Source organism: Paenibacillus sp. FSL R7-0048, from assembly GCF_038004505.1.
GTDB classification, from domain to species: Bacteria; Bacillota; Bacilli; order Paenibacillales; family Paenibacillaceae; genus Paenibacillus_AQ; species Paenibacillus_AQ odorifer.
Map to the genome: position 1 here is coordinate 5322281 of NZ_JBBORF010000001.1, position 25914 is coordinate 5348194.

Annotated in this window: 20 protein-coding genes; all 20 read right to left on the reverse strand. The window is 43.3% G+C overall.

Annotated elements, in window-relative coordinates; all coding sequences use genetic code 11:
* Positions 1-23: 23 nt before the first annotated feature.
* Complete coding sequence (locus tag NSQ91_RS23695; RefSeq protein WP_305953700.1) at positions 24-506, reverse strand: glycosyltransferase; 483 nt, start codon at positions 504-506, stop codon at positions 24-26.
* Positions 400-783: a glycosyltransferase gene (locus tag NSQ91_RS23700; protein ID WP_305953697.1), complete on the reverse strand. Its 384-nt coding sequence runs from the start codon at positions 781-783 to the stop codon at positions 400-402. Before NSQ91_RS23700 ends, NSQ91_RS23695 begins: the two co-directional genes overlap by 107 nt.
* Positions 783-2648 (reverse strand): LTA synthase family protein, encoded by a 1866-nt coding sequence (locus tag NSQ91_RS23705; RefSeq protein WP_076304619.1) that lies wholly within the window; start codon positions 2646-2648, stop codon positions 783-785. Before NSQ91_RS23705 ends, NSQ91_RS23700 begins: the two co-directional genes overlap by 1 nt.
* A gap of 326 nt (positions 2649-2974) precedes the next feature.
* The gene (locus tag NSQ91_RS23710) at positions 2975-3733 is read right to left on the reverse strand and encodes an SDR family oxidoreductase (RefSeq protein WP_076191942.1); all 759 of its coding nucleotides are present in this window, start codon (positions 3731-3733) and stop codon (positions 2975-2977) included.
* 38 nt (positions 3734-3771) lie between these two features.
* Entirely contained in the window at positions 3772-5049 is a 1278-nt protein-coding gene (locus NSQ91_RS23715; RefSeq protein WP_340920151.1) for a beta-xylosidase family glycoside hydrolase, read from the reverse strand.
* Positions 4941-5354, reverse strand: coding sequence for a family 43 glycosylhydrolase (locus tag NSQ91_RS23720; RefSeq protein ID WP_340920153.1), 414 nt, complete (start codon positions 5352-5354; stop codon positions 4941-4943). Before NSQ91_RS23720 ends, NSQ91_RS23715 begins: the two co-directional genes overlap by 109 nt.
* 119 nt (positions 5355-5473) lie before the next feature.
* The gene (gene uidA, locus NSQ91_RS23725) at positions 5474-7279 is read right to left on the reverse strand and encodes a beta-glucuronidase (protein WP_076191947.1); all 1806 of its coding nucleotides are present in this window, start codon (positions 7277-7279) and stop codon (positions 5474-5476) included.
* Between the two features lie 169 nt (positions 7280-7448).
* Positions 7449-8996 (reverse strand): ABC transporter substrate-binding protein, encoded by a 1548-nt coding sequence (locus NSQ91_RS23730; RefSeq protein ID WP_076191950.1) that lies wholly within the window; start codon positions 8994-8996, stop codon positions 7449-7451.
* A 134-nt stretch (positions 8997-9130) separates the two neighbouring features.
* Entirely contained in the window at positions 9131-10405 is a 1275-nt protein-coding gene (locus NSQ91_RS23735) for a glycoside hydrolase family 1 protein (protein ID WP_076191953.1), read from the reverse strand.
* Between the two features lie 233 nt (positions 10406-10638).
* Entirely contained in the window at positions 10639-11064 is a 426-nt protein-coding gene (locus tag NSQ91_RS23740) for a MaoC family dehydratase (RefSeq protein WP_076191956.1), read from the reverse strand.
* Positions 11065-11196: 132 nt separating this feature from the next.
* Entirely contained in the window at positions 11197-12801 is a 1605-nt protein-coding gene (locus NSQ91_RS23745) for a response regulator transcription factor (protein ID WP_076304621.1), read from the reverse strand.
* On the reverse strand, positions 12776-14551 hold the full coding sequence (locus NSQ91_RS23750; RefSeq protein ID WP_076304622.1) for a sensor histidine kinase: 1776 nt from the start codon (positions 14549-14551) through the stop codon (positions 12776-12778). Before NSQ91_RS23750 ends, NSQ91_RS23745 begins: the two co-directional genes overlap by 26 nt.
* 119 nt (positions 14552-14670) lie before the next feature.
* Entirely contained in the window at positions 14671-15555 is an 885-nt protein-coding gene (locus NSQ91_RS23755) for a carbohydrate ABC transporter permease (protein ID WP_076191963.1), read from the reverse strand.
* A 12-nt stretch (positions 15556-15567) separates the two neighbouring features.
* Positions 15568-16533: an ABC transporter permease gene (locus tag NSQ91_RS23760; RefSeq protein ID WP_076191966.1), complete on the reverse strand. Its 966-nt coding sequence runs from the start codon at positions 16531-16533 to the stop codon at positions 15568-15570.
* A 101-nt stretch (positions 16534-16634) separates the two neighbouring features.
* Positions 16635-19088 carry a glycoside hydrolase family 2 TIM barrel-domain containing protein gene (locus tag NSQ91_RS23765; protein ID WP_076191969.1) on the reverse strand — a complete coding sequence of 818 codons (2454 nt, stop codon included), beginning with the start codon at positions 19086-19088 and terminating at the stop codon, positions 16635-16637.
* Positions 19089-19290: 202 nt separating this feature from the next.
* Entirely contained in the window at positions 19291-20049 is a 759-nt protein-coding gene (locus NSQ91_RS23770; RefSeq protein ID WP_076191971.1) for an SDR family NAD(P)-dependent oxidoreductase, read from the reverse strand.
* A gap of 12 nt (positions 20050-20061) precedes the next feature.
* The gene (locus NSQ91_RS23775) at positions 20062-21063 is read right to left on the reverse strand and encodes a zinc-dependent alcohol dehydrogenase (RefSeq protein ID WP_076191974.1); all 1002 of its coding nucleotides are present in this window, start codon (positions 21061-21063) and stop codon (positions 20062-20064) included.
* A 109-nt stretch (positions 21064-21172) separates the two neighbouring features.
* The gene (locus tag NSQ91_RS23780; RefSeq protein WP_076191976.1) at positions 21173-21883 is read right to left on the reverse strand and encodes a helix-turn-helix transcriptional regulator; all 711 of its coding nucleotides are present in this window, start codon (positions 21881-21883) and stop codon (positions 21173-21175) included.
* A gap of 20 nt (positions 21884-21903) precedes the next feature.
* A complete protein-coding gene (locus NSQ91_RS23785; protein ID WP_340920163.1) occupies positions 21904-23727 on the reverse strand; it encodes an ABC transporter ATP-binding protein in 1824 nt (607 codons plus the stop codon).
* Positions 23724-25907: an ABC transporter ATP-binding protein gene (locus tag NSQ91_RS23790; RefSeq protein WP_076304625.1), complete on the reverse strand. Its 2184-nt coding sequence runs from the start codon at positions 25905-25907 to the stop codon at positions 23724-23726. Before NSQ91_RS23790 ends, NSQ91_RS23785 begins: the two co-directional genes overlap by 4 nt.
* Positions 25908-25914 lie beyond the last annotated feature (7 nt).

The following is a 25914-nucleotide window of genomic DNA, read 5'->3' on the forward strand; positions in this document are numbered from 1 at the left end:
TGGCGTAATCTCAATGAACTTTATTATGTTCTTTCCTTAACTTGGTATATAATCCCTCTTTTTTTAAGCCATCCAATAACTATGGCATCCATGAAAACCGTATAGCTCCCCTTCAAAATCCCATATTTAGATACACCGTGTTTTCTTTTTTGATGGGTTACCGTTACTTCAATAACAGAGAACCCGTTCATCTTGGCTAGTGTCGGCAGAAAACGGTGCATCCCATTGTATAAATGAAAGCTATCTGCCACTTCTCGCGTGAACAGTTTCAGGGGACATGCAGGATCATAAATCGCTTCTCCAGTGATCCAATTACGGATTCGATTTCCGATACGAGAGGATATTTTTTTAAGTCTGGCATCTTTTAGATCTATGCGTCTTCCGTTTACAAAATCAATTTTATCGATAAATGGCATCAGCCGGAAGATATCCCGGGGATCTGTCTGTAAATCGGCATCCATAAGGGTAATTAACTCCCCTCTGGAACTTTTTATTCCGGCATAAATGGCTGCCGTTTGCCCGTGGTTTTTTTTGGAAATGAATAACTCTTATATTTGAATCCATCCGGGCGATTTCATTCAACAGTATAGAACTTCGGTCCTTGCTTCCATCATTCACCAACACGATTTCATAATTTTCAATCTTTCCTTTCAATGCGTCAGTGATACTCAAATAAAGATCGTATATATTTTCCTCTTCGTTATAGACAGGCACGACGACTGAAAGATAGATCATTGGGAACACCTCAATTTCTGAATTGGATGATGAAAAACAGCTCCGCATTATTTTTCTTCTCCATCATTCGGCAGTTGAAGCAGATAGCTGTTGGACAGCTCGAGCAAATGCAGACCCGTGGCAAACTGCGCTTCGTTCGAACCGTTCGTAGTAATCGTGTTGTCACTTAAGCTGTAGTTGTTCCCATCGGTATAATCATTGCCCGTGACATAAATACTCTGTTCATTCACGAAAGACCCTGTCGGTAAAAAGTGTCTGAGGGGGATCAAATTACTCTCTTGATTGAACAGGTCCTGACCGAAATGCAGCTGATTCTGCATAGATACGCCGAGCAGATTGGCTAACGTCGGCATAATGTCGATCTGACTACCCGTACCCTCCATAACGGATGGAAGCTTCGCGCCGGGAGAATGAACAATGAACGGAATGTTGAACATGTCTGAATAGCCGTATTCATGCCCGATTAGCGATTTTATCAGATCATTTTCCTCCCCGGTAAGGCTATACATTGGAACACCCTGATGGTCACCGTAGAATACAACCAGGCTATCATCCCAAAGTCCTCTGGTCTTCAGCTCTTCCAGAAACTCACCCATTGCATAGTCCGCATAATTCTGGGCCCTAATATATTCTCCAAGCAGTGTCCCCTCGTAATCTTTAGGCAATTCCATTTTGTATTTCTCTTCTGGGATATGGAAGGGATGATGCGCGCTCATAGAGATGATCATGGCATAGAAAGGCTGATCCCGGCTATCCATCTTTACTAGCTCCGGTATGGTCTTGGCAAACAGCATCTCGTCCGAAGAACCGAAAGCGATATGATCCTCGTCTCCGTAGAAGGACTGGTCATAATATTGATCAAAGTCGATGGCTTTGTATAAATCCTTACGATTCCAAAAGTCGACATTGTTGGTATGGAACGTAGCTGTGAAATAATCATTACCGCCAAGCAGTCGTGGCAGACTCGGCAATGCTTTGTTCATATATTCGGATGAGGTAGCTGGTTCATTCTCAGGTACATAAAATGAGGTGTTAACGACAAACTCGGCATCTGAGGTTGTCCCTTGGCCCGCATTCGTATAAAAGCTGCTGAAGTACGTGTTTTCCTTAGCCAGCTTGTTCAGATTAGGGGTAACCTCCTGTCCACCGACCCTTAGCCCTATTAGGAAATTTTGAAAGGATTCCATTTGAACGATAATCAGGTTTTTGCCTTTATCTGTACCCCAGTACTCAGGTGCGCTCAGGTTATCAATACCTTTCAACTGATCAACGGCCTGTTGTGTGATTTCTTTGGAATCAATGAGTTCTTCCTTCCCGGTAGTGTCTACAATAATCTTATATACTTCATAGTTCAGTATCCCCATACTTTTTGCCTTTTTTATCTCATTCATACTGGCATGGATAGGCCAGATATTGAAGGTACAGAGTCCGAGAGACACAACCATCATGCCAATCAGAGCCTTACGGCTCATACGGGTTAAGCCTTTTTCCTTCCATCTGGTAATATACTTAGGACAAAACATAACAAATACAAAGTATAAGATGTCCACAAAGATGAAGAGATAGTAAGGGGAGATCAATGAATATGTGCTTTCTCCTACGTTGGTAACTTTTTTTGCCTGCTGCAGGGCATGATAGGTGGCAATTACACCGTAGTATTTGTAATACATCAGAACGGCGAAGTAGATTATCGTAATCAAAAAATTAGCAATCATATAATACAGGAGCTTTCGTTTAGCCGCAAACCACTCAATTAGACAGAATACTATGATGAAGAATGGAAATTCTGTCAGCACCATATTCCAATTCGGACTATCATTAAACACTACAAACCAGGCCACCGCACTCTTCATTAACAAGATCAAACTAAATTGGAACAGTAGTTTGTGTCTTAGTCTTAATAAGTTTTCCATAATACCATTCCCTTAAAATCATTGTAATTTCACCTTTTAAGCGACACGCTTTTTAGAAGACTATACACATTATTTTATAGTCCAAAATAAATTCTGACATCGTCCAAAGGTGCAGAAAGGATCTGCACCTTTGGGCAAATGCAAAATAGGGCCCCTTTTGAAGCAATACCTAACGCTTCAAAGAGGCCCTCTTATATTTTTCACACACGCAAAAAAAAAGCAAAAGATACTTTTATCAATCGCATTTGATAGATGTTTCCTGGCAACAAAAGTTATAATCACAGTCGCTTCACAGATATACGGATCGTTGCGACCCAGAAGTTGTTCTAATAAGCTGTCCAGCCTGCATCGGCCGTAACCGTTGTCCCGTTGACAAAGCTCGAATCATCCGATGCCAGGAATAAAGCAACCTTCGCGATATCTTCTGGTTGTCCTAATCCTGGATTGATAGCCATTCCAATCGAGGCACGTTCTGCTCCGAATGGATTCGGCGCTTGTAGCGAGGCACCGATATTTGTGTTCACGGCACCTGGAGCTATTGCATTACAGCGAATACCGAGTTTTGCATATTGAAAGCCGACGTTCTTCGTAAAGCCTACGACTGCATGCTTGGAAGCGGTATAAGCTGCACCTGCACGCGAACCGAAGAGCCCTCCTGCGGAAGCAATATTTACGATGACTCCCTTCTTCTTTTCCGTGAAGATAGGAAGAACCTTGCGTGTGGTCCTCATAGGTCCGGTCGTATTCACTGCAAATACCCTATCCCATAAGTCATCCGTGATATCCCCTGCCGGAACGAAATTATCCATTATTCCAGCATTATTAACCAAAATATCCACCGTCCCGAACTTTTTGAATGCAGTATCGATCAATCGCTGGACGTCCTCTTCTACGGCGACATTTGTCACGACTGCAATTGCATTCCCGCCTCTAGCTATAATTCCTTCCACCACCTTGGCCGCAGAATCGAGGTTAAGATCTGAAACGATCACCTGGGCTCCTTCTTCGGCGAAGAGCTCAGCAATGGCCTTCCCCATGCCTGACGCTGCCCCTGTCACAACTGCTACTTGTCCTGAGAGCTTCATATTTAACCAACCTCATGATAAGCTAATCGTAGAAATTTCTACTTATTCCTGCTGATACCCATCACCGCAAACATATCAAGTGGCTTATCCTCCAGCGGAACATAATCAAAATAGTCGAAGTAAGCAGGTGACTGCGCGTCTTTTCCATTCCCGGTTGCATACATGGCTACGTAGACGCCAGTAAATCCGCCTGTAATTTCCTTTGTAAGAAAAGCAACTTCGCCTTGACCGAACGGCTTGGGCTCGCTGCCTGGATTGGAATAGGTAAAGGTATACCATAATTCATCTGCCGAAACTCCGAAGACAACTGTCTCCTCGTCATATTCAATCTCGGCAACAGTGCTTATCATTCCTCCGATCCTCTTCCTAAGTATAAGCTTCGTTAGTCCTTTATCCATTATTTTAGCGATTTCGTAATGGAACTTCTCGTTCATAAAGATCGTAAGTCCAGCTTCTTCGCCTTCTGATAAAGGCCGAAATGACAGTAGGACCGATATCTCGCAATTTTTGTGTTGCTGCCTGCGTCCGATGAATGCAGGTGATTCCTTGTCATTCAAAGTCGTAGCCTGTCCATTCAGTGTTAGCCATCCAGGACGATCTGTCAGTGACCAGGAACCAGGTACTGGATTCCGATAGAAATTCCATTCAGGTGACAACATATAGGCATTAAAATCTTCCCGGCTCTCCGGTTCTTCAGGTTCTCCAAGCGGCAGACCGCCTGCGTCGTGTTCGATCTCTGCAATCCCGTTATTTCCGATGATTGGCCATCCGGCGTCGGTCCAACATACTGGTGCCAGATTGGTCTCACGGCCCAAGTGATGCCGCTTTGCATTCCCGACAGGCCGAATACCCAGAAATACAGACCACCAACTCCCATCAGCGGCTTGCACGAGATCTGCATGGCCTGTTGCTTGAATCGGCTTTGACGTACTTCGATTCGACAATATCGGATTGTTAGGGTTACACTCGTAGGGACCATACGGATGAAGGGAACGTGCAATGGTCTCCATATGTCCGTATTCCGTACCGCCCTCTGCAACCATAAGGTAGTACCATTCATTAATTTGATATAAATGGGGTCCTTCTGGATGACTGCCCCCGGTACCTTCCCAAATCAGTTTTCTCTTTGTCAGCAGTTTACCTGTCTCCATGTCAAGCTCAGCCTGGTAAATGCCGGCATGCTCTCCGTTGAAGTTCGCCGTGCCAGTCACATACACAGTACCGTCCTCATCGAATAACAGGGACGGATCGACTCCCCCCCATCCCTCAAGATAGACGGGATCCGAGACCATGGCCCCGCCGGTTGTTCCGTCCATACGAAAAAGGTTTCCTGTAGTGAAATGTTCGTCGTAATCATGTAGTATCTGCCTCTATGATAGCGGAGCGTAGGTGCGTAGATCCCCTGTGACCATCCTGGAGGCAGTTGGCGGGCAAGAGGAAGCTGGCTTTCCCGTGTCAGGACATGTCCCAGTTGACGCCAATTCACCAAGTCCTTGCTATGGAAAATCGGTACACCAGGAAAGTATTCGAACGAGCTCGTGACCAGGTAATAATCCTCTCCGACACGGCATACGCTTGGGTCTGGATGAAAGCCTGGAATGACAGGATTATTGAATTTCATTGATTTCTCTCCTTCGCAATGCTTGTATTTCCCCCTATGAGCAGGCTAGTTTTATGAATACATTATATGTTAGAGACGCTGGAATTTATTGACCAACGTCTCTTACTCTCGCGTTTATTTTAGTCGTTTGCTTTATACCCAAAATTAGGAATTGCTTGCCATCTTCTGCGCAGTTCATGGGCGGCTGCCTTTGGCTTTCGATCCCGTGTAAAGACACCCTTTTTATTTCCCTGTACCCTTACTACACCTTGGCTGGTCTGGAAGTCGGCAAAGTTCCACACATGTTCTCCGACAAAAGCTTCATATTCATCGAAGACCTCATGGTTCGCCCGTAAATATTCGACTTGGTATTCTTCCGTAAACATGACGGGATCTACATCATGCAGGCCAGCAATCGTATCCGCCCCGTATTCCGTCATCATAATCGGTTTGCCGGGACAGCGTTCAATCCAACTATTCAGTTCTTGCCGCAACACGGCTTTGGCTGTCTCAAAATCACCACCAAACACATACCAGCCATAATAACGATTAAGGCACAGTACATCGACGAATTCAGCCACTTTATCAATATCCGGGGTAGCCATCATAATATTAACGATCGTAACGGGCCGGGTTTGTGGATCCAATTCCTTAGCCAATTCCACGAGCGGTCTAAAGTACTCCTCAGCTCCATCCTCCTCGGAAGCTGGTTCATTCGCTATGCACCACATAACCACACTAGGATGATTCTTATCACGCGCAATCATTTCTTGCACCACTTGCCGATGAATCTCTTGTGTATTAATCGTGTCCCAAGTATTCCGCTTGGCTCCTTGCTTGGGGGTTATGGCAAAGCTGAGGTGTAACCCGACAGCAGGAGTCTCATCAATAACAACGATTCCCTCTTTGTCCGCAAGTCGCATAATTTCTTCTGAATAAGGATAGTGTGCAGTGCGGAATGAGTTGGCTCCGATCCATTTCATTAATCGAAAATCCATGACGTTCGCTGCTTCGTTTAGGCCTCTGCCATTGATTGGTGTATCCTCATGTTTGCCGAAGCCCTTGAAGTAGAAGGGTTTATTATTGATAAGGAATTTACCATCTTTTACTTCAATCGTACGTACCCCGAAAGGCTGCTCATAAGTGTCGACAACTTGTCCCTCCTGCAGGATTTCTAGCTTGAGTTGATAAAGGTATGATTTTAGCGGTTCCCAAAGCTTAACGTGTTCAAGTTGAATAGTACCGCATATTCCATTGCATTCTCCAACCGTCGCTCCAGACTGATCAATGCATATGGCCTTAACCTCAGCCTCTCCTTTAATTAACGCTTTATATTTAACGATTCCTGTAGCCTCGTTCAATTCTGTCACTATACTAACATCTTGAATGTAAGCATTCTTGGGGGTTGTATAAATCTTAACCGGTCTATGAATCCCAGCATAATTGAAAAAGTCAAAATAAGGGCTATTCTTGATGACCTTTCCTCCGCCCGGAACTTCCATCTCGTTGTAATCCCCCATCGGAAGCGTTGTTTCGTCAACAATGTTGTTAACCGCAACTGTAAGTCGGTTTTTACCGGCTTGCAGATACGGATTGATTTCAACTTCAAAAGGCGTAAATCCACCAATATGCTCGATGACAAGCTTCCCGTTAAGGTATACTTTGGCCTTATGTGTAGCAGATCCAAATCGTAGCATAATTCGTTCCGAGAACAGTAGACTCGGCACCGTAACATTCCTCTCGTACCATACCCAGCCCACATGGTTGCGAATGTCACCGGTAACCCCCGTATCATTGAAAGAGGACGGAACGGACATAGAGATTGTATCCGTTAGCTGCTCGTTATACCATTCTTCTTGAAAACCTTTACTTGAATCCAGTTTAAAATTCCAAATCCCGCATAAATCAATAATGCAACGTGTGTCGGTTACGATAGGATATAGCATAGTTGTTCTTCGGCTCCTTTTATTTGAAGTTTCCAGCTTAATTATAATGATATGTGATCCTGCCCCCACTCACTAACGGTTTGGCGACATTTGCAGTATCACTTTCACGACTTGTTAGCTTCAGCAAAGGAAAAACCAGGTCACTTTTCAGACCTGGTCCCCCAAAATTTCATTGATTTGCAGCTGCCCACTCATCAAGCTGTTTTTGCTTCTCTGCGATAACTTTCTCAATTCCAGCAGCCTTCAACTTTGTATTGAATTCATCAAGTTTGTCAGTTGGATCGATAGTTCCGGTTTCGAGAACTTTCTCATATTGAGTAAGAACATTTTTGAGAGCCGTCATCTCGTTTTTAACAGGTTCAGTATTAAACAGGAAGCCTAGGGCCTTAGATTTAGTCGCATTAGCATTTGCCTGTTTCACTTGCTCCCATTTATCCACTGGTTCAGTTTTAAACGTGTAAGTAAGAAGCGGGTTTCCGACAATCCAATTCTGATTGGAATATCCAACCGTTTTAGCGTCAATACCTGCTGGGAAATCAATGGTTGTATCCGTCACCTTCACATAATGTTTTCCTTCTATGCCCCATGTGAGTAAATTGGCAATATCCGGATCAGAATACATCAGGTTCAATAGCATCATCGTTCTTTCGGGATTTTTAGAGTTAACGGAAATGCCCCACAATGCCAATAATGTATCACTTGTTGTGGAATATGCTCTATCTTTTAATGGAGCAACTACCATCTCATGATTGGTAAGTCGACTATCGCCCTCAACTGTCCCCGGCTTGTTTGTCACGAAGTATGAAAATGCCTTGTTTGCTTTCACCATATCTGAGGAATTAGCCTGGCTGGTTGCTGCATCTTTATTGATATAGCCAGCCTTAAACCAACGATGCATCGTTTTCAATGCATCCTCATACTCTTTCGACTCGAATATGTTCTCTACTTTTAAACCATTGTCAAACTCCGGCAAAACACCATAACGATCACTAAGTTTGTCATACCACAAGTACTGGCTCAGAGGTGCTGATACGCCAACTCCAAGCGGAGTCATGGCGGGCTCGTTATCTTTGATGGTCTGGAATACCTGGTCTAAATCATCTATTGACTTAATAGACGAGATGTCAATCTTATATTTTTCAACCAAATCTTTTCTCATCAAAATTCCAGGAACTCCAGTTGTAAAATCTTTGAGGACAGGGATCCCATAAAGCTTTCCGTCAATCTTAGCACTGTTCAAATATACGGAATCAAATTGAGCTTTAAGATCTTGACCATAAATGTCCACCAGATTATCCAATTCAATATATTTACCTGTTGATACTTCCGAGTTATACATGGATGATAGAGAGATGTACATATCCAGCTTCTCGCCACTGGAACTCATCAAGTTCATTTGTTGATTGTACGAACCGATGCTGATTGGAAGTATTTTTACAGTTGCATTAATTTTTTCTTTGGTTATATTGCTTATTTCATTCTGAACCAATTCAATATCTACCGGTATTGGACCAAAAACCGGAAGAGCCATCGTAATTTCAAACGGATCTTTTGTCGCACTATCCTTTCCTGAGTCAGAAGAATTAGCATTTATTCCGGTTGTTTCTTGAGGAGTTAATTCATTACCATCATTATTAGAAGATGAACATCCGGTAAAAATCCCCATTAACATTATTGTAACTAAGGCCATACTGATAAGCTTTGCTTTTGTTTTCATTACGATCCCCCTGATCGAATAAGTTAACTACAGACCCATCATAACTTTCTATATAATTATAGACTAACGCTTTGACGACTTTATGGATAACGCTTTCACGACTTCGTTGATAGGTTTCTCACCTCATACATCTTTCAGATAAATAACATATTACTCGCTGCAATATTACCATAATGAGAAGCACTGGGTTTAGGTAGACGCTCTTGCGTTGTACGATCAACTGCGATGAGTCCAAACTGTTTGGAAAAACCAAGTTGCCATTCGAAATTATCAATCAGCGACCAGTGCATATATCCTTTTAAGGGTATCCCGTCGAGGATACAAGCATGTACACCTTTTAATGCAGTATCAATAAAGGCGATGCGTCTCTCGTCATCGTCTGTTGCCACACCATTCTCCGTAACAAAGATCGGCTTATCCAAGTATTTGGAAACACAGCGAATAACGGATTCTAACCCTTGTGGGTAATACTCGTTACCCATCTGAGTCTTTTCGGCATTTTCGGGAATCGGTAAGAACCCTTCAGGTCCGTAAACCGATCGAGTATAGTTCTGTAAGCCAAAGAAATCATCATCTTTCAAATAAGATATGAATTGAAGGAATTCTTCTTTGAGCGCGTTGGATGCGTGTTCTTCCCCTCCGGGTAAGCTTTGAATATCATATAGCGACATAGTAATTCCAACTTGAGTGTTCGGAGAAACGTTCCGAATGGCTGTTCTGGCCTCTGTATGTGCCCGGAATATGATCCCCAATCCTCTCTCTGAACGAGGACCCAGGAAAGAATACACCTCCTCTTGCGGAATGCCAAAAGCAGTTCTCAACCCTCTAGCGTATGTCTCCAAACGCGCTCCAGTCCCCGGGTTAATCCCGACTTGAGCGGCACCTTGTGATTGATGCTTTTTAATGATCTTGGTAATTCCAATGGAGATATTCGCCTCATTAATGGTGCATGCATAGGGAATGAGTTTACCTAATTCTTGCATAACTTTGCCACAATAACGGGCAAAACGTGAGGGGGTGTCTTCCGACTCCCATCCTCCTGATTGAATGAGCCAGACTGGTGAAGTGAAATGATGCAGCGTCACAATCGGTGTGATTTTATATTCATTGCAGGTCTTTAGAACATCTCGATAATGCTCGATAGCCACATTATCATACACGCCTTCTTCCGGTTCAATCCTTGCCCATTCGATCGAGAAGCGATAAGCATTAAATCCTAAATTAGCCATTAAAGCGATATCCTCACGATAACGCCGGAAATGGTCCACCGCATCTCCGGAGCGTTCTACAAATACTGATTCATCCAAATTCTCCATCAGCCAGAAATCAGAATTCACATTATTACCTTCCACCTGGTGAGCTGCAGTTGAGGCTCCCCACAAAAAGCCTTTAGGAAATTGAAGTGACATTATGTTTCCTCCTGTACGATGATAATGAGTTACTATTTTAATTTTATAGTTTGCTAATCGTACTAACTAACGTTTTGACGACTATTTCAATGTTACTTTCCAGACTTGTTCCTATACTAAAAAAGTCAATTAGTTAACCGTTTGCTACTTTAAATACATATATAAATAAAGATAGCGGCAGTTTGGGACCGGGTAAATAAGTCCTGAACTGCCGCCGTCTTGTTCGAATGAAATTATTGCTTGACCAGAACGGATAGATCGCCTTCAAAAATTTTCTCATCTTTATCGTTGTAGGTTGACAACAACACTGTAACGATACCCGTTTCATTCTTTTTCTCTCTAACTGCAATCACTTCCACAATGGTATAAAGTTCATCATCTGGATACACAGGTTTTATAAATTTAATATTATTCATAGCTGTTCCGGCAATTACATCATCACCATAACTTCCCGTTTCAACCCAAAGTTTAAACGAAACAGCAAGAGTTTGTATTCCAGAAGCAATAATTCCGTTAAACCTTCCTTGCTCTGCTCTATCTTCGTCCAAATGCATATATTGTGGATCATACTCCGATGCAAAACTCGTAATACTATCTTTCGTGATTCTTAAAGAGTTGGTTTTAAATATTTGTCCGACAAAAAACTCATTAAACCTCATGGATACACCTCAAAATGGATTGATTATTTATTTATACTATAACGGCATATACATTTTATCAAGCTGAACTACATGTTTGCTTATAGCTCTTCCCTCGTCTGTTGTTTTTAAAGCCAGAAACCTCTTATTGGCCTATTCTCCATTTCTGTGCTGAGTTCTATATTCGGTTGGACCAATCCCTGCGATTTTTTTAAATATTTTGGCAAAATGAGAAAAGTTCGTATAACCAACAGATGTAGCAATTGAACTAATTGATATGTTCGTCTGTGACAGTAATGTCTTCGCATAATTGATTCGTTCCATAAGAATATAATCTGAAATCGAATAACCAATTTCCTTCTTAAACATTCTTGATAAATAATCGGGGTTTAAGAACACCTGCTCAGCCACCTGTTCACGAGGCAAATCTTGTTCCAAATTAAGTACAATATAACGTTTAACGGTTTCAAGAACTGTCTCTGTCTCTCTGACCACATCTGCTTGTTTCATAGCTTTGCCGACAACATGACGCACCCACTCCAGCATATCAGTGACCGAACGTCCTACCCTTTGGGATAATTCCTTGGATTGATCGTCTCCAAACAATTTGTAGGCCTGAACACCTCTGACATTAAGGTATGAGTACAGCAGCTGCATGAAGTTTTGATGAAATTGATGGAGTACTTCCGCATTCATCTCTTGCTTCAAAATGAGAGTACTAAGAATTTTTTCCACCTCGCTAAAAACGGCTTCTTTCGTTCCCGTCTTCATTAGCAAAGCAATGTGTCTTAGCTCCGGAAGTGTGACTATATGACCGATCTGAATGGCCTCAGTTTCTGTGAAAAGTTTATTGACCGTTGCAACATTATTACGATCCCGATTTCTCAATTCCATTACCATATCCGCTATTTCATGAGCTTCTACAGGATTACCTAAATAACAAGATAGGTCGCAGTAAAAATACTGATTACAGGAATAAATATACCGGCTGCATGCTTCTTTAAATTGAACATCACACACATCTGCGTTTCTGTTGTGTTCAAGGATAATGAGCAGCATCCCCCGATCCAGTTGAAAACAAATACCGTTAGAGTGACTCCCGATAATCATCTCTTCAGCGGTATTCCTTAAAGCATATTCCAGTATTTTTTCGTCTCTTCGTTTTAATGTCTTATTCCATCGTTGGATGGAACATAACACCGGTATGAAAACAGATTCTATCGTAATCGGAATATTATGAAGCTCTACCTGCTCACGTACCGCTTGAGGGGTACGTGGTGTCGAATGATTGATAAGATCCTGCCAAAACCGCTCGATGATATAGGCATGATGCTTCGTCCACAATTGATGAGAGACGACATGGCGATTTTTTTCGTTATACTGGTCGAGTACATTTTGCGCACTTACGATTGCCTTCTCCAAATCGGTTGTAAGTACGGGTTTAAGCAAATAATCAAGACTTCCCAGCTTCAGCGCTTCTTTTGCATATTTAAAATCAGCATGACTAGTCAGAAAGATTATCACTGTCTCCGGATGATGTTCCCTTACCCAGGCCGCTAGTTCGAGGCCGCTGCCTTGCGGCATTTCAATATCGCACAGCATGATATCGATGATCTCCTGCCCGAATACAGCCTGAGCTTGCCGCATGCTATAAGCTGTGAACAACTTAATAATCCCAAGCTTTGTAAGATCCAAATCAGCTTTAACGCCTTCAATAGCATGAATTTCGTCATCAACAATAAGCATTTGATTGTTCATCTGGCTTCCCCCTTTCCGGGCGGGTCGGTATAATCATTTCCACTACTGCACCGCCCGATCCATTATCGTTAAAGAAGTGAATGGAAAGGGGCTCACTATACAACAGTTTTAATCTCCTTTGGACATTCCAGATTCCCGTACGTTCGCCCAGTTGATTCTCGACGCTTCGGCCCGCTTGCAGTTCCTTAAGCACCTCATTATCAAACCCCTGACCTGAATCCTCGATTCGGATCTTCAGGTGAGAACCGCTTTCATCATCGGCAAATCTGATGCTTACGGCAACATGAATAGTTTTTTCCATTGTCATCGCATGCTTGATTGAATTTTCGACAAAAGACTGAATAACAAGCGGGGGAATTGGGACATCTGATAAATAGTCCGGTGTATCAAGGCGCCAAGATAATCGTCCTGGGAAGCGCAACATCTGAATGTCCATGTAATTCCGCGTATGTTCAAGCTCATCTTTGAGCTTCACGAAAGAGGTATTACTCCGGAACAAAAACCGAAAGTATTGAATCAGTGCTAATGTCATTTGCATGATTAGCTTGTAGTTTTTGACTTTGGCAAGATTGTACACAATATTTAATGAGTTTAAGAAGAAGTGAGGATTCACCTGCATTTGTAGGCGCTGCAGCTCTTCCCTTTGCTTATTTAGCTGCTCTTCGAATACATTTACACGAAGAGTATCGATTTCCGTCATCATAGCGTTAAACGATTCGCCGAGCACTTGGAACTCCTCTGACGTTTCCCGCAGTTCCACACGTTGGCTCCAGTCTCCGGTGCGGACTTTCTTCATTACTCGCATTAACCGGGTTAATGGAACCAAAATTGACTGTCTTATCGCGTATAGCCCCAATGGAACAAAAAGCAATCCAGCAGCGGTAATCATCCAAATAACCCACTGCAGATATGGAAGATTAGCTAAGATATCCTGATCTGGAATAAAAGCTATTAAACTAAACGCCCCTCTCTTCGATGGCGTACCTACCACAAGGAATTTCTCTTTTGTACCGGAAAGATAATAGTTATTCATACTTTGTTTTAATTCTATCCCTCGATCACTAACAATACCCGTTGTCGCAATTGGCTCCCCCTCCGCATTCGCAAGCAACACTTCGCCACCCGCACCAATCTGAAGAGATTTCAGCGGCCTGAGCAACTGTTCGGTCTTTACCCAAGCTCCTAGATAAACATTTCCATATTGAACAAATTCAATCAGATAATGTTCATGCCCAATTTTATGATGTTGCCATCCAGTAGTAGCCGTACCCGTTGAGTAAGTGCCCTCTTGAATCCAATTCACAATATAATCCGTGCTATTCTCAATCTCTTCATACGATTTGTTGCTTTTGGGGACTATCATAAAATCCAATCGTTTGGGTTCATAAACGAAGAAACTGTCTATCGAATCATATAGTAAAATATCGCTTGAAAGCTTGTTGAACATATACACCTTGGCGCTATAATACTCCGTGTCCGTTGAGGCCCGTCCCAGGGAAGTCAAGTCATAACCTGAGCCTCCTACCGTATTCATGTAAGCATCAGCGTCATTCAAACTGCTATCAATCTGATTCATGTACAGCCCCAGCAAATTACTGTATGAATCAGCGACTTGCCCTCGAACTACATGGATAGCATAGAAGTTATTGTATAATAGCATTCCAATCAGAGGAACGGTCATCAGCAACACGCTTTGTATTAACTTGCGACGCAAAGCGCTTCGTCCGAACAGCCATTTGCGATTAGTCATGACAGGGCTCCTTCGACAGGGTTTCAACAATACATACAAGTAAAGAAAGTCCAAATGCCACAACCCATATTATAGAGTTGCAGCCTGTTGGACACCTAATCATTTAACTCTTTCCTAGTTTATCCTTTAACAGCACCGATGACGATACCCTTTATGAAGTATTTCTGGAAGAATGGATATGCTACTAGAATCGGTAGTGCACCTATAACTGCCATCGCCATCTTTACAGAATCGGTTGGCATCTGCGACATCGCTTCGCTTGAATTGGAAGACATGTTCGTTGTAATGAACTGAATATCCTGCATAATCCGGTTTAATAAGTTTTGGATACTAAAGAGTGCCGGATTTGTAATGTAAATCATACCATTTTGCCAATCGTTCCAGTAGAAGATTGCAATGAACATTCCAATTGCAGCCAGGATGGGAGTTGAAATCGGAAGCACGATAGACCATAAGGTCCGGTACTCACTTGCCCCGTCCAATTGTGCTGATTCGATTAAGGCTGGTGGAACAGTCGACTGGAAGAATGTTCGCATCATCATCATATAATAGCCGTTCGTAAGTATTCCCGGTAAAATCAGTGCCCAAATGGTATTCTTCATTTCGAATAACTGCGTATAAATGAGGTAGCTGGGTACAAGGCCACCGTTAAACAACATCGTGAAGAAAATAAGAAATGTAATTAATCCTCGGTGTGGTGTTTCTCTTCGGGATAGCGGGTAAGCAATAAGTGTCGTAATAGTCACACCGACGACAGTTCCGACTACTGTTACGAACACCGTTACACCATATGCCCGCAATATATCGGACCCTCTATCATATAAATAAACGTAAGCGTCTGTACTAAACGTATATGGAATAAAAGAATAACCATGTGCTACGATCGCATTCTGATCCGTTAACGAGCCCGAAATTAGCAGAACAAACGGAATGATACATGCAGCAGCGAACAATACCATAATTATAATACTTAACAAGCCAAGAAATCTGCCATCCGACTTCATGATGCTTCCTCCTTAGAACAATGCATTATCTTTGCTATATCGACGTACTGTATAGTTGGCGAAAATGACAAGAACAAATCCGACAATAGACTGATAGACCCCTGCTGCCGTGGACATGCCCAGATCACCCGAACCCATGAGTCCTTTAAAGACGTACGTATCAATCGTCTCCGTTGTTTCGAACAATGCTCCGGAAGCCATTGGGACCTGGTAGAACAAACCGAAGTCGGAGTAGAATATTCGTCCGATGCTGAGTAGTGTCATCAAGATGATGACCGGCATCATGATCGGCAGGGTGATATTAGTAATCTGCTTCCAACGACTCGCGCCATCCAGTCTTGCTGCTTCATAATACTCCTCATCTATGCCGATAAGCGAAGCGAAGAAGACGATACTGGAATAACCGATGCTCTTCCAGAAATGAACCAAGGTCAAGATAACAGGCCAGTACTTCGCCTCGCTATACCACATAATTCCATCCTCCATACCAAACCATGGCAGCACTGTATGGTTCATAAATCCTGTTTCTGCGCTAAACAATGCGTATACGAGATAACTTACAATGACCATAGAGATCAAATGCGGCATGGTGATGATCGCTTGGATCGACTTGAGCATTACTTTATTCTTAAGCTCGTTTAACAAGATTGCACAGGCAATGGCCAGTGTCGTACCAAGGAAGATAAACACAAGGTTATACAGGATCGTGTTCCTTGTAATGATAAAAGCGTCCGACGTTTTGAACAAATATACGAAATTGTTTAATCCAACCCAATCACTGTTAAGGATACCCTTGGCGAAATTGATATCCTTGAAAGCGATGACAATCCCGAACATTGGGAGATAGTTGTTAACGAGCAAGTACAGTAGGCCCGGAATCATCATAATAAGTAACGGAGCATGTTTCCTGTAATTAATCTTTGTTTTCTTCACTTTTGGCCCGGCTTGTACTGCCGCGGCTGTTGCGGCTGGTTTCATATCCGATCCCCTTCCTATTTGTTTTCATGTATGCTACATCCTTATCCTATAGGATGTACTTCCGCCCAACTAACAGTTTGACGACTAATTCAATGACAGTTTTACGACTTTAACTGGACAACCGGAATATTGGAAGTGGCGGTTCCCAGTCCAGGAATACACACTGTAAGAAGGGCATTTCCTGATTCATAACCTGCGCGTACAATTGCAAGCAGCCTGCCTTTATATGATGTGAATTCACCCTTTGTATAGTTCTCGGCCGTCTGCGGCCTACCGGTACCGAATGCTACTAATGAAGCTGCACCTTCCACTTTGGCCAACACCTTGACTTCAGCATTTGGTACCGTTTGGCCTTTGGCATCGATAATTTCTACAACTGCATGAACCAGCGCTTGCCCATCTGCTGCCAGCTCCTTCTTATCCAGCGTAATCCGAATATCTGAAGGCTCCCCGCCAGTTATGAGCGAGTCAGAAGATATTTTCTTACCGGCTTTATAACTTACTGCTTTCAATAATCCCGGCTCATAAACAAGCTCAAACTGAGCAGAATAACGATTCTCCCTACCGGCTGGCTTTCTACCTTGACTCTTGCCGTTCAAGATCAACTCCACTTCGTCTGCTGCCGAATAGACCTCGACCCGTACTGGCTTCTTTTCATAACCAGACCAGCACCACGTATTTTCACACTCCGGCCATCCCCAACGCGCCAGAATCTCCGTTTTGCCATAGTTCTCCGGATTATGGGAGGCAATAAACGTCTCTTCAGATCCCCATACAATTCTGCGGTAAGCGAGTTGTGGGCGCTCAAAGCCACATAGATCGAAGTCTGCGTCAAAGGCAAGACGCCAAGGATACGGGGAGATATGGATCAGCATACTTGCTTGTCCCACCTCATCAGACTTAAGATAGAGCTGCTTGCCTAGACCCGCTTCACCGATGTAGTCATAACTCGTCCAATTAAAATCGCCAATAACATGGGAGAAGCGTTCAACGTCATGCCAATATTCGGCCATATCCAGCGGTTTGCTTTCAGAACTGTAGATGATCCGGTTAGGATATCTCATAATGGAATCTTCGTATTGGTAATTCAAGTAGTTATAACCAACGACATCGAGGGGGGCACAGAAAGCCTCAGTATAGTCGCCCCAGACACTTCGGCCGAATTCCGAATCCAGATTTTGAAGTCCACCATTACTTTCAGATGTACTCTTTAAACTTTGATAAAATTTCTCCGTGTCTTCGTCATCAAGTCCGCTGAAAAAGGAGCACAACGAATTGGTAACCGGACGTGTCGAATCTAACTCTCGCACCCATGCCGCAAGCTTGGCAGCCCATGCATAGCCGTCAGACATGCCTCCTCGCTCAGGGACCTCATTGCCGGTAGCCCACATAATGATACAGGGATGATTCCGATCACGGTAAATAAAGGCTCTCATATCCTCCTTCCAATCCAATTCGAAATATTGGCTGTAATCATGGATGTTCTTCTCCATGGTCCAGACATCGAATGCTTCATTAATAACGAGCAATCCTAACCTGTCACAAGCTTCCAGCATATCTCTCGATGGAGGATTATGTGCACAGCGAATCGCATTATAGCCATTGTCTTTGTGCAGCTTCATCTTGCGGAACTCACTGTCATAATAAGATGCGGCACCAAGAATCCCGTTGTCATGGTGAACACAGCCGCCCTTAAGTTTGACAGTTCGACCGTTCAGCATAAATCCATTTTTGACGTCTACGGAAATGGTACGAATACCGAATAGAGTACTATCCTCATCTAGTACAATGTCTTTACCAGACAAATTAGCGGTAATCCGGTATAAATTTGGTGAAATGATATCCCATAGCTCAGCATTCTCAATTGAAATATGCACCCGTCCGGTGACTGTTTCGCCTGCTGGGAGATATATCTTGATCCTGCCGTGACCCGCGTCGGTTCTTCCTGACTCTTTTTCTATTTGGACATCCACCCATACATGCTCACTTTTGCCCGTATGATTCTCTACCGACACTTCTACAACAATGAAGGCTGTGCCGTTTACAATATGTGACGTATAGGCATAAATCCCCCATGGTGCAATATGAACCTGTGGAGCACAAAGCAGGTCTACATGGCGGTAAAGACCGGAGCCGGTGTACCATCTTGCATTCGGCTGCGCCCCATTGTTAACGGTTACGGATAGGCGGTTCGGCTTTCCCGGCTTTATATAGGGAGTGAGGTCGGCATGGAAGGGTGTGTATCCGTAATGATGCCTGGTGACGAGATGCCCGTTCAATGATACAGCCGTGTTCATGTACGATCCATCGAACTCCACTAAAACCCGCTTCCCGGCATACTCTTCCGGAATATCCAACATCTTCGTGTAGGTACCAACTCCTCCGTCATAATAACCGCTTAACGATCCAGCAGGGGCATCCTTAAAGGTATCTGTCCCGATCATAAAATCATGGGGTAAATTTACGATACTGGCCTGAGAAATACTATATCCAGGTATTTGAGACGGTTTACCGTTTACAAATTCCCATGCCCGATCAATGTTCAGTCTCTTCATTTCCCTTCTCCCTTCACTTAATTCTGTTACTTATGATAAAGAGAATTTCAAATCCTCACTAACACTCTCACGACTTTCTCATTGACGTTTTAGCGACTAATTTGCTCCATAGGATATTAAAAAAGCCACGCCTGGATCGGCAATGGCTTAAGAGAATCTATATTTTCAACTCAATACTAAAAAACAATCTATAACTCATAGTCTACCAGTGAATATCTACGCCGCCTTCAACACGTATATCTTGCCCAGTGATCCATCTGCTATCTTCTGAAGCCAGAAATAAAATAACCGGGACAACATCATCTTCTGGTATTCCAACTCTTTTAAACGGACTGGATTTCGCAACTTGAGTCATAATTACATCATAAAGTTCTTTCGGAGAGTCATTTATTACCGTATCAGTTATCGCTATAGGACTTACATTGTTCACGCGAATATTATATCTCCCCCACTCGATAGCGACAGTTCGAGTTAGTGCCCCGACAGCTCCTTTAGCTGCAGTATACGATGCATATCCATCTAAACCTTGCACTGCATTGCTTATGAAATTAATGATTGAGCCGCCCTTTTCCTGCATTAAAGGAAAACACAGTTGCATCATCGACCAGGTTGCATAGAGTTGGGTTCTTAAAGAATGGTCTAAATCTTCAATTGTTTGTTCTAGAAAAGGCACCATATAATTGGAAGAAGTTGCCCCATTAATTAGTACATCCACATGGCCGAATTTCTGTTTAATTTCCTGAACAAATTCCTTCATTTGTTCTTGTTCCTTTAAGTTGGTAATTGTTGCTATTACATCTGTATCTTTTGCTTCGCACAGCTTTACTGTTTCCTTTAATTTTTCTTCTTGAATATCACAAATTGCTATCTTTGCTCCTGCTTTAGCAAAACGGATTGCATTTTGTCTCCCTAAACCTGCAGCGGCTCCAGTAATAATAACGACTTTATCTTTGAATCTCATTTGTGACACCTCTTAATATTTTATAACGGCTTTTAATCCGTTCTTACTGTTACCTGCAGCAGCAATCGCCAATTCGAATTCGTCTAATGAGTGCTCTGAAGTTACAAGATTCTCCAGATTATAAGTAGTTTTTTTCATGAAATTCAGTACGTAATCTACGTCTTCATAACCCGCACTTCCGATGATCGATTGGCAATGCATCGTAATTTTTTGAAGATCGATTACTCGCGGTGTATGGTGGATCCCGATCACAACCATCTTCGCGCCCATCTTACCGTATTGCTGGAACTGCTGCGGAATTTGTTCTACACCGACTGCATCAATAAAAATATCTACGTTTATCTTGTCGCCGAATAGTTCGGATTCCACACCGAAAACATTAGCCAATTTGGCTCCAAGGTCTTCCTTCATGGAGTTGCAAACCTCAAAATCGAATTGTTTCAATAAATCAAGTCTAAAATCGCTGATATCTACGATTAAGATCTTCTCCACTCCCCTCGACCTTAACCCAAAGGCAGCAGCAACCCCAATGATACCTGAACCGAACACAACAGCCGTCTGGCCAGGCTCAGGATTAGCTCGCTTTGCACCATAAAAACCGACTGTAAATGGTTCGATCATAGCTGCGGTTGTATTGGATATCTTGTCAGGTACTTTATATAAGCTATGATTCAGCAGAACATTTGGAATAAGAACTTTCTCGGAGAATCCTCCAATGGTAGCCGCACGCATCATGTCTCCTTTAGCGAAGGTCGGATAAGGATACACTCGATCGCCGACTTTGAAATCCTTTACATCTTGTCCCGCTGCAATCACTTCACTGATCATTTCATGTCCGAATTCGCTATTGGGATAAATAAGCACTTTATCCCCGCCATGAGTGTAGGCAGCGATATCCGAACCACAAATGCCGGAGACTAAATTCTGAATAATGACATCCTTCTCGCCTAAAATCGGGTCCGGAATCTCTTGAATAACCACATCACGAACACCTCGATAAATTGCTGCTTTCATAAATACAGCACCTCCATATTCTTTAGCGATCAGTTATAAACATAACAGCACAGAATATGGGAGGATACAAACATCATGCAAATTATATCAAATTTGTGCTTTTTTTATTCTAGCTTTCTACTTCAGCTTGATTACGAAATTGGCCAGGTGTCATCCCTGTTACCTTGCGGAAGGTATCGGCAAAATGGCTTTGCGAACTATAGCCCAGCTTCTGAGCAATGTTGGAAAGCGGGAATGAAGAGTGCTCTAGAAGCAGCTTGGCCTCGAATATCTTCTCAAGACGGATACGGGCGGTCAGCGTCTCCCCTGTCTCACTCTTATATACATGGGCTAAATGGCTTCGACTGCAATGAAGCTCTCGGGCAATTTCACCTATAGAGAGACGCCCATACAGATTCCCCCTTACGAACGAACGGCATTTGCGAACAAGTGGTGAGTAATACGAATCAACGGCCGACTGTGCAACCTTATACGAATACTCGAGAAAGATTTGCTTATGCATTTCTAACAGTACCCGAACTGATTTACTCCGCCTAGCTTTATCAATATAGCTCCTGTACAACCCCGATGCGGCCATTTCCGGCATTCCGCCTTCTACAGCAGCGCGGACGATTTGGGGCCACAGGAACTGGATGATCATATAGGCAAAAGAGTACTCATGTCTAAAGATCATTTCAGTAAATTGGAGATACTCCGGATCGTTAAGCTCAGTCTCAATCTGGCTGCTATTTCCCTTGCGAATGCAGCTGAGCAAATACGATAGAGAATCGTTTCCTTTTCTTAGGGCATAAGCGTCAGTGATTTCGTTTAACTTCTCCATGTACAGCACCTCAAATTCTTTTAGAGATAATCCGCGATCATCTCCGGTTGATCAAACTGGCTATTATACAGGTTCGCATAGAACCCGCCCTTCCTCAGCAATTCATCATGCGTGCCTTGTTCAACGATGTCACCTTGATCCATGCAAAGGATCATATCAGCATTCCGAATTGTGGACAACCGGTGTGCAATAATAAAGCTGGTCCGGCCTTCCATAAGTTTATCCATCGCCTTTTGAATCAAAACTTCCGTTCTTGTGTCCACAGAACTGGTCGCCTCATCCATAATGAGCACTCTCGGATCAGCCAGAATGACCCTTGCTATCGTAAGTAATTGCTTCTGGCCTTGTGATACGTTGCTCGTCTCCTCGTTTAATTCCATCAGATAACCTTCAGGCAGAGTCCTTACAAAATGATCGACCTGAGCTTCCTTGGCGGCCTCAATAACTGCTTCATTCGATGCGTTTAAGTTTCCATAACGGATATTATCCATAATTATACCATTGAACAGCCATGTATCCTGCAAGACCATGCCAAACTTGCCGCGGATATCCTTCCGTCTGAATTCAGCCAGATCATTCCCGTCAATAAGAATCCTCCCGTCGTCCAGCTCGTAGAATCGCATCAGTAACTTGACGATTGTTGTTTTCCCTGCTCCCGTCGGGCCAACAATCGCAATGCGCTGTCCCGGCTTAACATCCAGTGAAAAGTTTTTAATAATCGGCTTCCCCTTCTCATAGCCAAACTTTACGTGCTCGAATTGGATATTACCCTGAATCATTACTTCATCCACGGGTATAAAGGCTTCTTCCTCTTCTTCTTCTTCCTGATTCAAAAAATCAAACACGCGCTCTGAAGCGGCAACCAGCCGTTGGAGTTGGCTTGATAAATTCGCCAACTGCATGATTGGCTGGGAAAAATTCCTCACGTATTGAATAAAGGCCTGAATATCGCCAATGCTCACTTTTCCGTTAACAGCCATCGACCCACCAGCGATGCAAATCAAGACATATCCGAGATTACTTATGATCATCGTAATTGGCATCATTAAACTGGAGTAGAACTCAGCTTTTTTCGCATATCCAGCAAGCTTTATATTCTCCGCATCGAATTGCTTCAGTGCTTTCTTCTCGCCGTTAAAAGCTTTCATAATCATGTGGCCGCTGTACGTCTCCTCTACATGTCCGTTGACACGCCCGAGAAACTCTTGTTGATGCCGAAAATGCTTTTGTGACACCCGAACAAGAAGCATAACGAAAAACAGCGAGACGGGCACTGTCACAACAGTGATTAGCGTCAGTTGCCAGTTAATTGTCAGCATCATCACCACAACTCCGATGACCGTAGCCATGGAAGTGAGCAATTGGGTGATACTTTGACTGAGAGTTTGTTCCATAGTATCCACATCATTCGTCATTCTGGACAAGATATCTCCTTGACTATTACGCTGAAAATATCCAAGAGGCATACGATTGATCTTGGTCATGACTGCGTTACGGAGATTATACGAAATCTTAGTTGCAAGATCAGCCATCAAGTTTCCCCGAAAATAGCTAAATAAGGCCCCAAGTACATACAAACACGCTAACGAAAGCACGATTCTACCGATAAAGTGAAAATCGATTGTACTGGAAACCTCTTGCATATTCGATGAAATGCCCGTCACAAGTTCATCCGTCGCCTTAGCAAGTATTTTTGGTCCGACAATGTTAAATAGTGTAGCGCCTACGACAAGGAAAGCCACGGTAGTAATCCTCCAGCGAAATGGTGCCAGGTAAGTTAACAGTGTCTTCATCCCAGCCTTGAAGTTTTGGGCGGAGGGTGGGTTTAATCCGGCTTTGCTCATGCCAATGCCTCCTTCTCCAGCTGGGATTCTGCAATTTCCCGATAAGAAGCACAGGATTTAAGCAATTCTGGATGTGTTCCTTTACCAACGATCCTCCCCTTATCCAGCATGATAATTTGCTCTGCATGCTTAATCGTGCTTACACGTTGTGCAACTACCAAGACAGTCGCAGTATAAGTGAAAGGTCTAAGCGCTCTTCGGAGAGCCGCATCTGTCTTCAGATCTAGTGCTGAGAAGCTATCGTCGAAAATATAAATAGGCGCTTTCTTAATCAGTGCACGGGCTATGGCAAGCCGCTGCCTTTGACCTCCACTTACGTTAACTCCTCCCTGAGAAATTGTTGTCTTTATTCCATCCGGCATATTCTGTACAAATCCTTTCGCTTGAGCTACTTCCAATGCTTCCTCAATTTCCGACTCATCTGCAGACTCCATTCCATACCGGACATTTGAAACAATATCTCCAGAGAATAAAAATCCCTTCTGTGGAACGTAGCCTATATTAATGTGTAGCTCCTCTTGTGAATGTTCACGAATATCGATCCCATTTATTGTAATTACGCCATCAGTCACATCATAAAAACGAGGAATAAGGTTCACTAGTGTCGATTTACCTGAACCAGTTGTACCGATGAAGGCCGTCATCTGACCTGGCCATGCCGTAAAACTGATGTCTTCCAAAACCGGTTCTTCCGCATTCTTATACTGGAAGGAAACGTTCTTGAATTCTACCCTCCCTCCTTCTTCGACGTTAATTGACTTCGCATGTTTGGGATCGGAAATGCTCACTTCGGTGTCAAGTACTTCTTGAATCCGTTCCGCCGAAGCCAGTGCACGCGGGATCATCATGAACATCAATGACATGAGTAAGAAAGACATAATGATTTGTGTGGCGTACTGCATGAAGGCCATCATGTTACCAATTTGAAGTTCGGAAGTCGCTACCGCTCCTGCTCCTACCCAAATAATTAGTAGGATAATAAGGTTCATGACCAACGTCATTGCCGGAAACATGAATGCCATCGTCCGCTGAACAAACCGGTTTGTCACCTTAAGATTGCTATTGGCTTGTTCGAACCGTGTCTCTTCGTACTTTTCATTTCCAAACGCACGGATGACTAACATACCGGATAAATTTTCTCGGGTGATCAAATTCAGCTTATCGATTAATTTCTGCAGCGTCTTAAACTTCGGCATTGATAAGGAAAATAAGACAAAGACAATACCAAAGATTGAAATGACCGATACTGCGATAATCCAGCTCATTGACAAGCTACTGCGAATAGCTAGAATGATACCTCCGATGCCCATAATAGGCGCAAAGAGCAATAAACGTAGTCCCGTCAAGATCAACTGCTGAATCTGCTGCACATCGTTAGTGGTTCGAGTAATGAGCGATGCGGGTGAAAACTGTTCATACTCTACTTTTGGGAACCGGGTGACTTTCTCGAAGATGTCTCTGCGCAGCTGCATCGCGACCGACGTACCGATCCTGGATCCAAACCAGCCCACCATAATTGCTGCGAGCCCCCCGAGTAATGATACCCCTAACATTTTCATTCCAATTTCAATCATGTAAGCCCGCTGGAACTGCTTCAGATCAACACCAAGTTCGTTATAGAAAAGGCGGGTGAACGTTACTCCAATTCGAGAACTGACCAAGGAATTATCTGTTGCTGCCGAGCTGATGAAGGAGGTCAACTCACCAGAAGCTTTACGTTCTGCTAAGAACGGCAGCATGGAGTACAATTGCTCCAGTTTCAGATTTCCGTCATTAGACTCAGACTTCTCTAATGAAAGCACAAGTGCATGAACTGCGCGGGTGTAGGCCCGGTCTACGTCCTCTGAGTGCGGGTCATCCCGAATCAAGATATCCTGCTTATCTTCAGTAGGGTAACGTGCTGAGATTTCCTTGTTCGTTCCAGCCAAAACTAAAGAATATCCATCCGCAAGGATTGCTCCGTCCTGCTCGTCTAGAAAGATATTCAACAGTTCAATTCCCTCGGCACTGATCGCCTCAGGTGCTCCAGACTCAATCCCTCCCGATTGAATGCCGATATCGACCATTTCACTCATTAATCTCGGCTGACCTAAATCACAGAATACCTGAATCAGCAGAAAGGCCAGACTAACTGCCAATATAAAGGCAAAAGGTCTTAGATAACGTAAGATAAGCTTCATACCACTC